Genomic DNA, 14808 nt, shown 5'->3' on the forward strand with positions numbered 1-14808 from the left:
ACTTGGCGCGAGGGAGGATTGGGATGAGCGATATCAGCCCACCGCGCGCCGCATCGAAGGTGCCCAAGGTCAATGAAATGGGCCTGGGCGATTTGAGTTATGCGCTCAAAATGGGCCTGAGGGACTATCTGAAAGCGCCGTTCATGGGGCTGTTCTTTGCCAATGTCTATGTAATGGGCGGCTGGCTGATCTATCTCTTCCTCTTCGTCACCGAACAGATTTGGTATGCGATCCCGATCACCATGGGCTTCCCCTTGCTTGGGCCGTTTCTGGCGGTCGGGCTCTATGAGGTCTCGCGGCGTTTGGAGAAGGGCGACGGTTGGACCCGTAATGATATCTTCGGGGTAATCTGGCGGCAGAAAGATCGGCAATTGCCGTCGATTTCTTGGGTGATCATCGTCTATTTCCTGTTTTGGTCTTTCTTCGCGCATATGTTGTTTGCGCTGTTTTTGGGGCCGTCGGCGCTGACCAATGTGACCTCGTCTTATGCCTATCTGTTGGAACCCGAGGGGCTGGTGATGCTGATCACGGGCACAGCCGCAGGGGCGATCTTTGCGCTGGTTCTGTTCTCGCTGACCGTGATCGCGCTGCCGCTTTTGCTTGATAAGGAGCTGGATTTCGTGACGGCCATGCTGACCAGTTTTGCGGTCGTGCGGCAGAACCCGCTGGTCATGGTGACCTGGGGGGTGATCATCGCCGGGCTCACATTTCTCGCGATGGTGCCGTTTCTACTCGGGTTGTTTTTGGTGCTGCCGGTCTTGGGCCATGCGTCCTGGCACATTTACCGCCGGGCGCTGACGCCGCTGGATTAGTCCGGTTTGCGAATGAAGAGATAGGCCCCAACTGCGCCGAGGGCCGTCAGCGCGGCGGTGATCCAACACAAGACAGCGAAGGCTGCGTTCATCGCGTCGGCATGGCCGTCCGTATCGGAAAACGCGCCGAAACTGCCGGACCCACCGGCGCCAGCATAAAGCGTGCCAGCCAGCGTGCCCATCACCGCGACGGCGACCAGGCCCGCGACCCGGCTGACCGCGTTGTTGATGCCCGAGGCCGTGCCGGAGCGTTCAGAGGGCACGGCCCCCATGATCGCCGTGGAGAGCGGCGCGACGACCAGCGCCATGCCAAGCCCCATCAGCGCGGTCGAAGGCAGGGTGAGGGCCCAGAAGTTTTGCATCGGCGTCGTGATCGCGAGGCAAGCGAACGACAGCGCCACCAACCCGCCGCCAAGCGCGATGAGCGGCCCGGGGCCGTAATCGTCGGCCCAAGCGCCGGCTTTGGTCGAGAGGAGCGGGATGAAAACCGAGAGCGGGGCGAAAGCGGCCGAGGCCATGATCTCTGGCAGGCCCCAACCGGCAATCAGTGTCATCGGGAGGAAGAACATCACCGTCGACAGCGCGAAATAGATCAGAAATGTGGCGGCGTTGGCGGCGCTGAACGAGGCGTTTTTGAACAGATCGAGTGGCACCATGGGATAGCGACTGCGCGCCTCCCAGGCGAGAAAACCGAGGAAGAGGACCGCACCGGCCAGCGCCGGTGTCCAGTTGACCGCGTGGCCTTCGGACGCGCCAGTCAGGCCAAGTGCGATCAGGCCCAATGTGCCGGTGATGAGCGCGGCGCCAAGCAGGTCCAGCGGGTGATCGGGACGGGCCGGGTCGGCGGCGACTTTCGTCAAGATCATCCAAAACGCCAGCCCCCCAAGCGGCAGGTTGATCGCAAACAGCAGGCGCCAGGTTTCCGGTCCGCCGACACTGAGCACCAGGCCGCCAAGGATCGGGCCAAGCGCTGTGGTCAGGGCCGAGGCGGCGGCCCAAATGCCGATGGCGCGTCCGCGTTCCTCTTCTGGATAAGCGCGGGCGATCAGTGCCAGGCTGCCGGGGACCATCACGGCGGCCCCAATACCTTGCAGCACGCGGGCGACGATCAGAGTTTCTGGCGTGGGGGCCACGGTGCAGGCTAGCGAGGCGAGTACGAAGCCCGCAATCCCGGCGGCAAAGACCCGCGCCAGGCCGAAGCGGTCGCCCAAGGCGCCGCCCAGAAGGATCAGCGCAGAGAGGGGGAGGAGATAGCCATTGTTGATCCATTGCGCTTGAACCAGACTGGCGTTTAAGCCATCGCGCATGGCGGGCAGGGCGATGGCCACGAGGGTGCCGTCGATGAAGCCAAGCGCCGACGCAAGAATTGCCGCGATCAGGATGAATTTTCGGGCTTCAGGTGCACAAAAGCCGGGCAGGGCGCCCGGCTTTTCCGTTGGCTCGGCGGCCCCGTTGGGCGAGGCGCCGATGCTCATCTCTTAGGCTTTGCTTTCGGCCGCCGCTTGCGGCTTGGGGGCGGCTTTGGCCACTGGGGCTGCGGCCGGAGCGGCTTTGGCCTGGCTGCCAGTGGCAAGCGGGTCTTCCTGACGCTGGACGGAGCCTTCGAAATGGGCCCCCGATTCAATCGCGATGGTCTTGTGGATGATATCGCCCTCAACCCGCGCGGTGGAGGTCAGGCGTACTTTCAGCCCACGGACCCGACCTACTACGCGGCCGGTGACGACCACATCATCGGCCACAACCTCGCCTTCGATTGTGGCGCTTTCGCCAACGGTCAGAAGATGTGCGCGGATGTCGCCCTGCACATTGCCTTCGACCTGAATGTCGCCCGAGGTGCGCAAGTTACCGACAATCGTGAGATCGGCGCTGAGCAACGAGGCAGGTGGCTTTGCCTTTGGCGTGGGGTTGCTCAGCGGCATCGCCGGGCGTTCGGCCGAGGCGGCTGCGGGTTTGGGGCTGGCCGTGTCATCGCCCTGTTTCGGGCCGGGCTCGTTGATCTTGGATTTAGAAAACATCTCTTCCTGCCGTGATGAAGTTCATCGGGTTTATGGGGGTGCCGTTTTGGCGCACTTCGTAGTGGAGATGCGACCCGGTTACACGGCCCGTTCTTCCCATATCACCGATCCGATCGCCGCGCGAGACCCTTTGGCCTTGGCTGACACCGATCCGGGACATATGGGCATAACGTGTCTCTATGCCAAAGGGGTGTTGGATCTTAACCATGAGGCCATATCCACTCTGACGCCCTGCAAAAATAACCACTCCATCGCCTGCTGCATAAAGCGGCGTGCCGACCGGCCCGGCGAAATCGGCACCGGCATGAAGCCGCCGACCACCATTAATCGGATCGCGGCGATAGCCAAAACCTGACGTGAAGCGAACCGAGCTTTGCACCGGCATTGCGAAAGGCAATTGCTCGGCGGCCATCCGGTGGAGGTTTACCTGGTCGAGTCCTTCCAGAACCTCATTGGCGCGGAGTGACATCGGGTCGGGCGCTTGGCCGCGCGTCGACATGGTGATTGGCATCAACGGGCCGCCCTGGCCGGAATAGCCGCGCCGCACTTGGTCGATGATCTGATCGGTCGGCATGCCAGCGCTACGGAACATATTGTCCAACGGCTCAAGCGACATTGCGACGGCTTCTTCAATCTGTGTGAAGATACGCTCGTTGCGCTCGGCGGCAAGCTCGGCCTCGAATTCGAGGCGGTCGACCTCGGCATGGGCCACTTCCATATCCTCATGCGCGTCATCACGTTCGGTCGCGGTGTCTTCAAGCGCATCGGCGAGGAAGGCGAGCGTCTGTTCCATGTCGCGCTGCCTGCCCGCCGCGGTTTGGATCGTACCGGTTTCGGCTTGGATCTCGGCGTAAAGCTGATCGGCGCGGGCGCGGGCTTCGTCGCGTTCCGCCATGGTCCGACGAAGCGTGGTTTGGATCACATCGACAGCGGTTTCCATCTCGCGGCGGCGCTCTTCGGATTCGAGCAGATGCGACTGCATATCCGAGACCTGGTCCATCGCAATTGCGAACCGGTCCTGCGCGAGACGCGCTTCGGAGGCGCGCGCATTACGTTCTTCTGAAAGAGCGTTCAGCCGGGTCTGGTAGGACATCTGCGCCCGAGCCGCTTGGTCACGGGCGCTACCAGCACTGATTGTATCGATGAGGAAAATGGAGGTGACGATCACGGTCCAACCGACGAACAGCGCACCGCCTGCGATCATCATCGCTTGGGTGCCAGACCGTAGCCGGACGAACCGCATGCCGCTGTCGGATTTCAGAAATAACCGCTGCTCTGGCAGATGTTTTTCCAGGACCGCATGCAAGCGGCTGAATGCCCGTATCGTCACGTATCGTGCCCCATCTTCCGTCTGTCCCTCTGCCGCATTTATCCCCGTGCGGCACCGAAGCTCCGCATGGGCATAAGCGATGGGGATTTTTGCCTCAATCTTTTATCGATAAATGTGGCTAAAAGACGCCATTGTTGCCGGGTTTGGGCAAAAAACCGCCGATATATCAGGCGCTCAAACCGTTTTTTCGGAGAGCGGCCAATAGAAATCGGGTGGCAAACCAGCCTCGGCGCGTTTCTCTTGATTGAAAGGGGGCTTGAGGGCCCCATGGAAATAGCGCCGGACCAACCGATGAAACGCCTCTTTCGGATCAATGTCCTCGCGGCCACAGAGGAAGTGGAACCATTTCGAGCCATAAGCCACGTGATGAACTTCTTCTAGATAAATGACCTCCATTGCCGCAACGGCTTGCTTGGCACCGGGCGCATCGCCGGCCCGGCAAAAGATGTCGATCATGCCTGGCGTGACGTCGAGGCCACGCGCCTCCAGCACCATTGGTACGACGGCCAGCCGCCCCATGAAATCCTCTGCCGTGTCCTCCGCCGCGCGCCACATCCCGGCATGGGCAGGCAGGGCACCGTAGTGGCTCTCCATTACTTCAAGGCAGTCGGCGATCATATTGAAATGCTTGGATTCTTCGTCTGCGGCCTGCACCCAATCGTCGTAAAACCCCATCGGCATTGGCACATGGGCGAAGCGCGCGATGATGTCCCAGTGCAAGTCCACCGCATTCAGCTCGATATGCGCGACCGCATGCAGGATCGCGGTGCGCCCGGCGGTGGTGCCTGGCTTCCGGCGCGGCACCTCCCGCGGGTCCAAAAGCGGCGGCTCGGCGGGTCGGGCGGGGCGATCTGGCGGCGTCGCCGACCCAATCGGGATCGGCGTGCCACCCTCGGCGCGCGAGGCCTTCCACTGTGCTGCATAGTCGCGCGACAGGGCGGTCTTGGCCCGCGCATCCGCCGTGCTCAGCACCGCGACGGCCATTTCGGCAAGTGACGTCACAGGGCGCGGACCGCCTCTAGCACGGCTTCGGCATGGCCCGGCACTTTCACCTTGCGCCAGATCTGCGCGATCTTGCCATCGCCGCCGATCAGGAAGGTGGCCCGCTCAATCCCCATATATTTCTTGCCATACATGTTCTTCTCGACCCAGGTGCCATAGCGCTCGCAGGTGTCGCTTTCGGCATCTGAGACCAGCGCGATGCCCAGATCATGTTTGGCGATGAATTTGTCATGCTTGGCGACCGTGTCTTTCGAGATCCCGATGATCATTGCACCGGCGGCTTCGAACTTGGCAGCCAGCCCGGTGAAGGCGATGGCCTCCTTGGTGCAGCCGGGGGTGTCATCCTTGGGGTAGAAATAGAGCACAACCGGCTTTGGTTGCGCGGCTGACAGCGTCACCTCGCCGCCGCCATCTCGGGGGAGGGTGAAATCCGGGGCGGGGGAACCAATATCGAGCATCATGCACCTCATCTGATTGTGACAAGCGGCTTGGCCGCGTTCGGTTTGCAAGCTAGGGGATTTGCGACGAAGATAAAGCCCAAGATCACGCGATAGGGCATCACCCTTAGCCACAGGCCGAAAATGGCAGAGCAGCCAGAGGAGACACCGCTTCCCAAACCCCGGCGCAGGCGCCGCCGGGTTGTCTATTGGTGCGGCGTGACCCTGACGGCGCTGATCTCGATCCCGATCCTGTTTGTCGCCGGCGTCATCTATATGGCGATGGAGAACATGATCCGCTTGCCCGATATGGTACAGGATCGGATCGAGGCGCGGCTGGATCAAGCGATGCTCGCCAACGAAATTCAGATTGGCGATATGGGCATCGCGCTCCGCGACGGCGGGGTGACGCCGCAAATCGTGCTGAGCGACGTGGTGATGCGCGATGCGGGCGAGCTCCGGGCGCGGTTTCCGGAACTGTCCGTGCATCTCAATGGGCGCGCGCTTCTGAGCGGTCAGATGCGGCCTTATCGGGTGGAGATCACCGGCGCCGGGATCCGGGCCGGGCGCGATGCGGAGGGACGGTTCGACCTGGCTCTAAGCGATGACAGTGCCGCAGAAGCGCGCGACCTGCGCGAGACCTTGGCGCGGATAGACGCGATGTTTGCGCAGCCCTTCTTCGCCGATCTTGAAGAGATCACCGGCACCGGCTTGGAGTTGGTCTTGGATGACGAAATCAGCGATCAGGTGTTGCGCGCCCATAACGGAAATATGCGCTTGGTCAAAAAGGGCGCGGCGCTGACGCTCACGATGGGCGGGCAGATCGAGGGCAGCCGCGACACCTCCCTGTCTTTGGCCGTGACCCGCAACCCCGAATTGGGGCGGACGGATATGCGCGTCCAATATCAAAACCTTGCGGCGCGCGATGCGGCGGCGGGCGTGCCGGCGCTTGCTTGGCTCGACCTGATGCGCGCGCCGATCTCGGGCGCGGTGACGACGCGGCTGACCGACGACGGCACGATCGGCGATTTGAACGCGGCTCTGGATATTGGCGCGGGGCATCTGAACCTCGGTGAGGGAGTGGAGCCGCTCCCGTTCAACGCGCTCAGCGCCTATTTCGAGTATGATGCCGAGACAGCCCGGCTCAGTTTCTCGGAGTTGAACCTAGACGCGCTGGCGCTCAGTTTCGACGCCACGGGCCATGCCGATTTGATGCCGGATGGCACAACCTATGTGGGCCAGTTTCAATTTGCGAATATCGCCGCCAACCCGGAGGGCGTTTTTGAGGCACCGGTGCAGTTCGAAGGCGGGGCGATGGATATGCGCCTGTCACTTCTGCCATTCGTACAACTCGAACTGGGGCAAGCGGTGCTCTTTGACGGGCCTTTGCACGTCCGCGCCGAGGGTGTCTTGGCGGCAGAGCCTGCGGGGCTGAGCGCAAGGATCGACGCGGAAATCCCCGAGATCGCCGCAGAGAGTGTTTTGCCCTATTGGCCCACGGCGGCCATCCCCAACACCCGCGGTTGGCTTGAGCAAAACCTCATCGCCGCCGACTTGAGCAATGTGAACTTCGCTTTCCGGCAAGAGGCGGGCGAGGGGCCCACCCATGCGCTTCGGATGGATTTTGACGCCACAACGCTTCGCGCCCTGCGCCATCTGCCACCAATCGAAGAGGCGCGCGGTTATCTGTCGCTTGTGGGGCCGCGGTTTGTCCTGTCGTTGAGCGAAGGCCGCGTCACCGCGCCTTTGGGCGGCAGTGTCGAGATGGCGGGATCAACCATGGTGATCGACGATGTGCGCCCGCGTGGGCCCGACACCCGCTTCGACCTGCGGGCGGTCGGGGCGTTGCCGGATGTGTTGAGTTTGCTGGAGTTGCCGCCTGTGAACCTGTTCGCGGATGGCACGCTGTCGGCGGAAACATTGGCCTCTGGACAGGCCAGTTTGCGCGGACAGTTGCAATTGCCACTGTTGAACCAAGTGCCATTCGACCGCTTGGCGTTTGATGTGACCGGCAGCCTGAGAAATGTCCGGTCGGAAACGCTGATCGAGGGCCGGACGCTGCGCGCAGAGCAATTGCAGGTGGAGGTGGTGCCGGACCGTGTCGCGATCAGTGGCCGCGCTGATCTCGACGGGGTGGCGGCGACTGGTGTTTGGAGCCGGGCCTTGGGCCCTGATGCCGATGGCCGAAGCCGGTTGGAAGGGTCAGGCCCGCTTTCGGCGGAAACATTGGCGGCGTTTGGCGCGACCCTGCCAAGCGGGGTGATGACCGGCGCCGCCGCCGCCGACTTCGTACTTGATTTGGAACCGGGAGGCGGGCCACCCGATGTGATCGTGACATCGGACTTGGCGGGTCTGGGCCTGCGCCTCGACGCGCTTTCTTGGGGCAAAGACGCCGGGGATAGCGGCCGCTTGGCTGCGACCGTGCGTTTGGGCCCCAACCCCGCAGTGACCTCATTGCAGGTCGAGGCGGCGGGGTTGACCCTTGATGGCGCGATCAGCTTGCGAGAGGGTGGCGGGTTGGACCGGCTGAGCGCCGCCCAATTCCGGTTGGGCGAATGGTTGGATGTGACGGGGGATCTGGTGGGTCGCGGTGCCGAGAGGGCACCAGCGGTTGAGATCGTCGGCGGTAGCCTTGACCTGCGTCGTGCCCCGTCCGGCGGCGGCGCGGGGACGGGCGGCGGTGGGCCAATCACCGTGCGGCTGGATCGGTTGCAGGTGAGTGATGGCATCGCGCTCAGGGGCCTTGTTGCTGAATTGACAACGACCGGCGGGCTGTCGGGGCAATTCCGGGGGGATGTGAATGGCGCTGCCACGGTTGCGGGAACTTTAGTCACCACCAGCGACGGGGCGGCGGTCCGGCTTCGATCCGATGATGGTGGTGCGGTGCTGCGTGCCGCGGGGCTTTATGAGAACGCTTATGGCGGGGCGATGGATTTGGTGCTGCAACCGACGGGTCAGACGGGCAGCTATAACGGGCAATTGATGATCGCGGGCCCTCGACTTCGAAATGCGCCAGCGATGGCCGAATTGCTCAATGTCATCTCGGTTGTCGGGCTGCTGGATCAACTTGGCGGCTCGGGCATCAATCTGGGCGAGGTTGAAGCAAGGTTCCGATTGACGCCGCGCGCGATTGTCATCGAGCAGGGCACGGCTGTGGGCCCATCCATGGGGATTTCGATGGATGGTGTATATGACATCGCCAATCGTCAGTTTGATATGCAAGGGGTCGTTTCGCCGTTTTACATTGTGAACGGGGTGATTGGGGCACTCTTTTCTCCGCGCCGCGAAGGGCTGTTTGGCGTTAGCTATCGCCTGACGGGGACGCCTGATAATACCCGGGTGAACGTGAACCCATTGTCGATTCTGACACCAGGAATCTTCCGGGACATCTTTCGCCGCCCGCCACCGGAGCTTAGCCAGTGAAACTCTCTGATTTCGATTTTGACCTGCCGGAGCGGCTGATCGCCACCCGGCCCGCCAAACCACGCTCTTCCGCGCGGTTGCTCTTGGCCGATGGGGCCGCGACCCATGATCGGCATGTGTTTGACTTGCCGGATATTTTGCGCCCCGGCGATCGGCTGGTCTTGAACGATACCAAGGTGATCCCGGCGCGTCTGACCGGAATGCGCCGCCGCGATACGGGCCAAGAAGTGGTGCAGGCGAAGATCGAAGTGACACTGTTGGAGCCGCAAGCCGATGGCAGTTGGTCGGCATTGGCCAAGCCCCTGCGCAAACTTGCGATTGGCGAGACCGTGGTGTTCTCCGATGAGCTTTCGGCCGAGGTGACGGCCCTGGCCGAGGGGCTGCATCTGCGCTTCAACCTGACAGGTACGGATTTCGACGCGGCTTTGAACGCGGCAGGGGCCATGCCATTGCCGCCCTATATCGCCGGCAAACGCCCAGCGGATGCGCAGGACAAGGACGACTACCAAACCATCTGGGCGCGGCGCTCCGGCGCCATTGCCGCTCCGACGGCCAGCCTGCATTTCGATGAAGCATTGGTGAGTGCGCTCCGCGCGCGCGGTGTGACGATGAGTTTTGTGACCTTGCATGTGGGGGCAGGGACCTTCTTGCCGGTTACCGTGGATGACGTCACCACGCACAGGATGCATGCCGAATGGGGCGAGATCGGCACCGAGGCTGCCGCTGAGATCAGTGCGACCCGTGCGGAGGGCGGGCGGATCATCCCGGTCGGCACCACCGCGCTCCGCCTGATCGAAACTGCGGCAGCGGAGGACGGTCGCCTCGCGCCCTGGCAGGGGGACACGGATATTTTCATCTATCCCGGCTATCGGTTCAAAATCACCGATGCGCTGATGACCAATTTCCACCTGCCGAAATCGACGCTGATGATGCTTGTCTCGGCCCTGATGGGACCGGAGCGGGTCAAGCAAATCTATGCCCATGCCATTGAGAATGAGTATAGATTTTTCTCCTATGGCGACGCGTCTTTGCTCATTCCGTCGCAGATGTGACAGACCGAGACGTGTTTGGACGTCCACACTGAGTCGCATCGGTTAGGGACGCGCTATGTTTGATGTGCTTCGGTCGTCTTGGGCATTGCTGCTCGGGATGCTTCTCTTGATGGTTGGGAACGGGCTGCAAGGCACGCTTTTGGGTGTGCGCGGCGATATCGAGGGATTCTCGACCGTCGAGCTGTCGGTCATTATGTCGGCCTATTTCGCGGGCTTCTTGGGCGGGTCGCGATTGGCGCCCGAGATGATCCGGCGGGTCGGACATATTCGGGTCTTTGCCGCCCTCGGCTCTCTGGTCTCCGCCGCGCTTATCCTGTTCCCGGTTCTGACCGATCCGATCAGTTGGACCGTGCTGCGCCTGATCATCGGGTTTTGCTTCTCGGGTGTCTATGTGACGGCGGAGAGTTGGCTCAACAACTCCACCACGAATGAGAACCGGGGCAAGACGCTCTCGGTCTATATGGTGGTGCAATTGGCGGGCGTGGTCTCGGCCCAGGCGCTTTTGGTTGCGGGCGATCCATCGGGTTATAACCTCTTTATCATCCTGTCGGTTCTGGTCTCGCTCGCTTTCGCGCCGATTCTGTTGTCGGTGACGCCAACGCCGGCGTTTGAGGCGACGCGGCCCATGGGGTTTCGGGAGATCATCCAAGTGTCTCCACTCGGCTGTATGGGAATCTTCGTGCTTGGCGGCGTGTTCTCGGCGATGTTCGGCATGTCGGCGGTTTATGCCACCGAGGTCGGCTTCAGCCTCGGACAAATCTCGATTTTCGTGGCCAGCTTCTATGTTGGCGGACTTCTTCTACAATATCCGATTGGCTGGATTTCCGATCGGATGGATCGCCGCCGGTTGATCTTGATCGTCAGCGCTTTGGGCGCAGTGGCCGGGGTCTTGGCGATCCTCAGCGGCAGCAACTTCTATCTCATCCTGATCGCGGCCTTCGTTGTCGGCGGTATGGCGAACCCGCTTTACGCCTTGCTTGTGGCCTATACGAATGACTTCTTGGAGCATGATCAGATGGCCGCCGCCGGAGGCCGAATGATCTTTATCAACGGTGTCGGCGCGATCTTTGGTCCCTTGATCGTCGGGGCCTTGATGAATGTGGCCGGGCCGCAAGGATACTTCCTTTATATCGTCGCACTTATGGCAGGATTGGCGGTCTATGCTGCCTATCGGATGACCGTGCGCCCGGCACCTTTGGCTGTGGATACGGGCAGCTATGCCCCTGTGATGCCCACGGCCTCGCCGGTCGCGATGGAACTGGCGCAGGAAGCATTTATTGAAGCCGCGCTGGAAGACGAAGAAGCGGCAGACAAGCCGGTCTCCGCTGTGTAGAGTGATGGTACGACCGTCAAGAGTCGGATGAAGAGGAGAGCACAATGACACCCCACCCGTCAGAGGATGTGCTGGCATTTTGGTTGACCGAATGTGAACCGGAGCATTGGTACAAACAGGACCAAGCCCTCGACGATCAGATCACCGACAGGTTCTTGCAGCTTTGGGAAGCTGGTGAGCGTGGTGAGCTTGCCACCTGGACCAGCCATCCCCGAAAGGCGCTGGCATTGGTGATCCTGCTTGATCAGTTCCCGCGCAACATGTTCCGCGGCCAGGCCCGGGCCTTCGCCACGGATCGCAAAGCGCTCTCGGCGGCGTGCTACAGCATCAAAGAAGGCTGGGATATGCGCGCCGATGAGCCAGAGCGGCAGTTCTTCTATATGCCATTTTGCCATTCCGAGGTCTTGGCCGACCAAGACCACTGCGTACGATTGATGAAAGAACGCATGACCACGGGCAACAACCTGCTCCATGCCCGCGCGCATCGGGAGATCATCCGCACATTCGGCCGGTTCCCGTTTCGCAATGACGCTTTGGGCCGCAAAAGCTCGCCCGAAGAACAGCGCTTTATGGAAGAGGGCGGCTATGGCAGGATCGTCACTGACCTGGAGGCGGCGGCCTGATCTAAGATCGCGCGTGCGCCCCATGATCATGAATCATAAGGAGGCGCGGATGCGGATCGGATTGGGGCTGGCCATTGGGCTGGCGATGACGGGGGTCGGTTTGGCCGAAACTGTGCGGCTGGATGTCTCCGGCGATAGCATGATCGGCAGCTATGAGATGTCGGACGGGGCGGGGCCTGCCGTGCTTCTGCTGCATGGATTTACCGGCACGCGAGATGAGCTGCCCGTCGAGGGCACCGAAGATTTCGTCTACACCCGATTTGCGCGGGCCTTGGCGGCAGCGGGCATGCCGAGCCTCCGGATTGATTTCCGTGGCTCTGGCGAAAGCCTGGAAATGCCCTGGGAAGAGACGACCTTCTCCACACAGATCGAAGATGCAGTGGCCGCCGTCGATTGGATGGCGCGCCATCCCGATCTTGAAGGGCGGCAGATTGCGGTGATTGGTTGGAGCCAGGGCGGCTTGGTTGCGGCGCATTTGGCGGCGGAACGCCCCGACCTGTCTCGCGTGGTGTTGCTCAATCCCGTGACAGCGCCGGCGGAGACTTACCCGACGCTCTTTGGTGCCGACGTGATGGAAGCTGGGCTATCGGTCGCGCCCTCGGTGCCCGTGGGCTTCACCTTGCCTTGGGGTGTTGAAATGGAGCTGAATGGCGCGTTCTTTCAGGAAATCCCCGAGAGCGATCCGGTTGGCGCGATCTCGGGCTATCCTGGCCCGGTGATGGTGATTGTCGGCTCGAATGACGAGCTGATCACGCCACAGCCCGAGATGGGGCAAACCGTCTTGGAGGCGCGCGACAATGCGGCCGATGAGCTGGTGTTGATGGAGATGGATCACGTGTTCAACGTCTTCACCGGGGCGGAGACATTAGACCAGGTGATCGCCACGACAAACGCCTGGCTGGTGTCGGAGTGACCCCGCGACAATGCTGCGCGGCAGAGGTCAATTGCGATGTGTCTAGAGATAGTTTAATGCTGAACAAAATTTCCGCCAGGAGGATCACCCATGGCTGCCAAGAGTTTTGACGTCGTTGTAATCGGGGCCGGGCCCGGGGGCTATGTGGCCGCCATTCGTGCCAGTCAGTTGGGCCTGAACGTCGCGATTGTCGAGCGGGAACATATGGGCGGCATCTGTCTCAACTGGGGCTGTATTCCGACCAAGGCGATGCTGCGCTCTTCCGAGGTATTCCATCTGATGCACCGGGCCAAGGAGTTTGGGCTGAAAGCCGATGGCATCGGCTATGACCTCGACGCGGTGGTGGATCGCTCGCGCAAGGTGGCCAAGCAGCTCTCGGGCGGCGTGTCGCATCTGATGAAGAAGAACAAAGTGACGGTGGTCATGGGCGCTGCGTCGATCCCCGCGAAGGGCAAGGTGAGCGTCAAGACCGACAAAGGCACCGAAGAGTTGGCGGCAAAGGCGATCATTCTGGCGACCGGCGCGCGGGCGCGTGAATTGCCGGGGCTTGAGGCCGATGGCAAACTTGTCTGGACCTATAAGGCCGCGCTGCAACCGCCGCATATGCCGAAGAAACTGCTGGTGATCGGGTCCGGTGCCATCGGCATCGAATTTGCAAGCTTCTACAATACTCTGGGTGCCGACACGACTGTGGTCGAAGTTATGGATCGGGTCTTGCCGGTCGAGGATGCCGAGATCAGCGCCTTCGCCAAGAAGAGCTTTGAGAAGCAGGGGATGAAGATCCTGCAAAAGGCGATGGTGAAGAAACTCGACCGCGCGGCGGATAAAGTCACCGCGCATATCGAAGTCGGCGGCAAGGTCGAAACGCAAGAGTTCGACACGGTGATTTCCGCAGTCGGCATCGTCGGGAATGTGGAAGGTCTGGGGCTTGAGGCGCTTGGCGTGAAGATCGACCGGACCCATGTGGTGACAGATGAGTATTGCCGGACCGGGGTCGAGGGGCTCTATGCCATTGGCGACATCGCGGGTGCCCCTTGGTTGGCCCACAAAGCCTCCCATGAAGGCGTGATGGTCGCCGAGCTGATCGCGGGCAAAAACAAGGTCCATCCGGTGAAACCCGAAAGCATCGCGGGCTGCACCTATTGCCACCCGCAGGTGGCCAGCGTGGGCTATTCCGAGGCCAAGGCGAAGGAGCTCGGCTATGACGTCAAGGTCGGCCGCTTCCCCTTCATTGGCAACGGCAAAGCAATTGCACTTGGTGAACAAGAGGGCATGATCAAAACGGTTTTTGACGCCAAGACGGGGGAACTTCTCGGCGCTCATATGATCGGTGCGGAGGTGACCGAACTGATCCAAGGCTATGTAGTGGGCCGTCAACTAGAGACCACGGAGGAAGACCTGATGGAGGCCGTCTTCCCGCATCCGACCTTGAGCGAGATGATGCATGAAAGCGTGCTCGACGCGTATGACCGGGTGATCCATATCTGATCGTCTGCGCTTAGGATTGACGTGGTTTCGGATCGTTGCGGCTGGACCTCGAGTTCTGAATGACTAAACTGTCTGTCGCCTAGTAAGACAGGGGCCGACAGTTGCGGCTGGACCTCGAATTCTGAATGAGTAAACTGAACAAGTATTACGGGCAGGATGCGGTCGCGTTGCGGCTGGACCTCGAATTCTGAATGAGTAAACTCTATTACTTTTGCGGATGGTCCAACGACGAGTTGCGGCTGGACCTCGAATTCTGAATGACTAAACTCAGCGCCCGAACCATCCGGTATTGGCTGCGGTTGCGGCTGGACCTCGAATTCTGAATGACTAAACTATGACCAAAGCTGATGCACTGATAGAGCTGGTTGCGGCTGGACCTC

At 61.3% G+C, this 14808-nt stretch carries 12 protein-coding genes and 1 CRISPR repeat array (1 of these 13 running past the window's edge); of the genes, 7 read left to right on the forward strand and 5 right to left on the reverse strand.

Going from position 1 to position 14808, the window contains the following annotated elements:
- Positions 1 to 23 precede the first annotated feature (23 nt).
- Positions 24 to 812 carry a DUF2189 domain-containing protein gene (locus GTF44_RS07665; RefSeq protein WP_171560567.1) on the forward strand — a complete coding sequence of 263 codons (789 nt, stop codon included), beginning with the start codon at positions 24 to 26 and terminating at the stop codon, positions 810 to 812.
- Here the strand turns inward: GTF44_RS07665 and GTF44_RS07670 are convergent.
- The 5 genes from GTF44_RS07670 to GTF44_RS07690 all read right to left on the reverse strand — a co-directional run bounded on the left by GTF44_RS07670 (position 809) and on the right by GTF44_RS07690 (position 5617).
- Positions 809 to 2287, reverse strand: a complete 1479-nt coding sequence (locus GTF44_RS07670) for an MFS transporter (RefSeq protein WP_171560570.1) — start codon at positions 2285 to 2287, stop codon at positions 809 to 811. The two genes, GTF44_RS07665 and GTF44_RS07670, sit on opposite strands and share 4 nt — an antisense overlap.
- A 3-nt stretch (positions 2288 to 2290) precedes the next feature.
- Positions 2291 to 2827: a polymer-forming cytoskeletal protein gene (locus GTF44_RS07675; RefSeq protein WP_145209516.1), complete on the reverse strand. Its 537-nt coding sequence runs from the start codon at positions 2825 to 2827 to the stop codon at positions 2291 to 2293.
- Positions 2817 to 4157 carry a DUF5930 domain-containing protein gene (locus tag GTF44_RS07680; protein ID WP_367383413.1) on the reverse strand — a complete coding sequence of 447 codons (1341 nt, stop codon included), beginning with the start codon at positions 4155 to 4157 and terminating at the stop codon, positions 2817 to 2819. Before GTF44_RS07680 ends, GTF44_RS07675 begins: the two co-directional genes overlap by 11 nt.
- A 174-nt stretch (positions 4158 to 4331) precedes the next feature.
- The gene (locus tag GTF44_RS07685; protein WP_171561043.1) at positions 4332 to 5141 is read right to left on the reverse strand and encodes a ferritin-like domain-containing protein; all 810 of its coding nucleotides are present in this window, start codon (positions 5139 to 5141) and stop codon (positions 4332 to 4334) included.
- Between the two features lie 14 nt (positions 5142 to 5155).
- On the reverse strand, positions 5156 to 5617 hold the full coding sequence (locus GTF44_RS07690; protein ID WP_171561044.1) for a peroxiredoxin: 462 nt from the start codon (positions 5615 to 5617) through the stop codon (positions 5156 to 5158).
- Between the two features lie 123 nt (positions 5618 to 5740).
- Between GTF44_RS07690 and GTF44_RS22515 the strand changes: the two genes are divergently transcribed.
- The 6 genes from GTF44_RS22515 to lpdA all read left to right on the forward strand — a co-directional run bounded on the left by GTF44_RS22515 (position 5741) and on the right by lpdA (position 14428).
- Positions 5741 to 9019 carry an AsmA-like C-terminal region-containing protein gene (locus tag GTF44_RS22515; RefSeq protein ID WP_171560573.1) on the forward strand — a complete coding sequence of 1093 codons (3279 nt, stop codon included), beginning with the start codon at positions 5741 to 5743 and terminating at the stop codon, positions 9017 to 9019.
- Positions 9016 to 10071 carry a tRNA preQ1(34) S-adenosylmethionine ribosyltransferase-isomerase QueA gene (gene queA, locus GTF44_RS07700; RefSeq protein WP_171560574.1) on the forward strand — a complete coding sequence of 352 codons (1056 nt, stop codon included), beginning with the start codon at positions 9016 to 9018 and terminating at the stop codon, positions 10069 to 10071. Before GTF44_RS22515 ends, queA begins: the two co-directional genes overlap by 4 nt.
- Before the next feature lie 55 nt (positions 10072 to 10126).
- Positions 10127 to 11404 carry an MFS transporter gene (locus tag GTF44_RS07705; RefSeq protein WP_171560575.1) on the forward strand — a complete coding sequence of 426 codons (1278 nt, stop codon included), beginning with the start codon at positions 10127 to 10129 and terminating at the stop codon, positions 11402 to 11404.
- Between the two features lie 44 nt (positions 11405 to 11448).
- A complete protein-coding gene (locus GTF44_RS07710; protein ID WP_171560577.1) occupies positions 11449 to 12027 on the forward strand; it encodes a DUF924 family protein in 579 nt (192 codons plus the stop codon).
- Positions 12028 to 12076: 49 nt separating this feature from the next.
- Positions 12077 to 12940, forward strand: a complete 864-nt coding sequence (locus GTF44_RS07715; protein WP_171560580.1) for a S9 family peptidase — start codon at positions 12077 to 12079, stop codon at positions 12938 to 12940.
- 90 nt (positions 12941 to 13030) lie between these two features.
- Positions 13031 to 14428, forward strand: coding sequence for a dihydrolipoyl dehydrogenase (gene lpdA, locus GTF44_RS07720; protein ID WP_171560582.1), 1398 nt, complete (start codon positions 13031 to 13033; stop codon positions 14426 to 14428).
- Between the two features lie 34 nt (positions 14429 to 14462).
- A CRISPR array of direct repeats spans positions 14463 to 14808; the repeat unit is 29 nt; unit sequence GTTGCGGCTGGACCTCGAATTCTGAATGA; it runs 20 nt beyond the window's last position.

This window comes from Roseobacter sp. HKCCD6576-2 (genome assembly GCF_013179285.1).
Lineage (GTDB): Bacteria > Pseudomonadota > Alphaproteobacteria > Rhodobacterales > Rhodobacteraceae > Rhodophyticola > Rhodophyticola oceani.

Excerpts from the sequence above, each read along its gene's own strand:
- GTF44_RS07665 (WP_171560567.1), top strand. The coding sequence starts at position 24 with ATGAGCGATATCAGCCCACCGCGCGCCGCATCGAAGGTGCCCAAGGTC.
- GTF44_RS07670 (WP_171560570.1), bottom strand. The coding sequence starts at position 2,287 with ATGAGCATCGGCGCCTCGCCCAACGGGGCCGCCGAGCCAACGGAAAAG.
- GTF44_RS07675 (WP_145209516.1), bottom strand. The coding sequence starts at position 2,827 with ATGTTTTCTAAATCCAAGATCAACGAGCCCGGCCCGAAACAGGGCGAT.
- GTF44_RS07685 (WP_171561043.1), bottom strand. The coding sequence starts at position 5,141 with ATGGCCGTCGCGGTGCTGAGCACGGCGGATGCGCGGGCCAAGACCGCC.
- GTF44_RS07690 (WP_171561044.1), bottom strand. The coding sequence starts at position 5,617 with ATGCTCGATATTGGTTCCCCCGCCCCGGATTTCACCCTCCCCCGAGAT.
- GTF44_RS22515 (WP_171560573.1), top strand. The coding sequence starts at position 5,741 with ATGGCAGAGCAGCCAGAGGAGACACCGCTTCCCAAACCCCGGCGCAGG.
- GTF44_RS07705 (WP_171560575.1), top strand. The coding sequence starts at position 10,127 with ATGTTTGATGTGCTTCGGTCGTCTTGGGCATTGCTGCTCGGGATGCTT.
- GTF44_RS07710 (WP_171560577.1), top strand. The coding sequence starts at position 11,449 with ATGACACCCCACCCGTCAGAGGATGTGCTGGCATTTTGGTTGACCGAA.
- GTF44_RS07715 (WP_171560580.1), top strand. The coding sequence starts at position 12,077 with ATGCGGATCGGATTGGGGCTGGCCATTGGGCTGGCGATGACGGGGGTC.
- lpdA (WP_171560582.1), top strand. The coding sequence starts at position 13,031 with ATGGCTGCCAAGAGTTTTGACGTCGTTGTAATCGGGGCCGGGCCCGGG.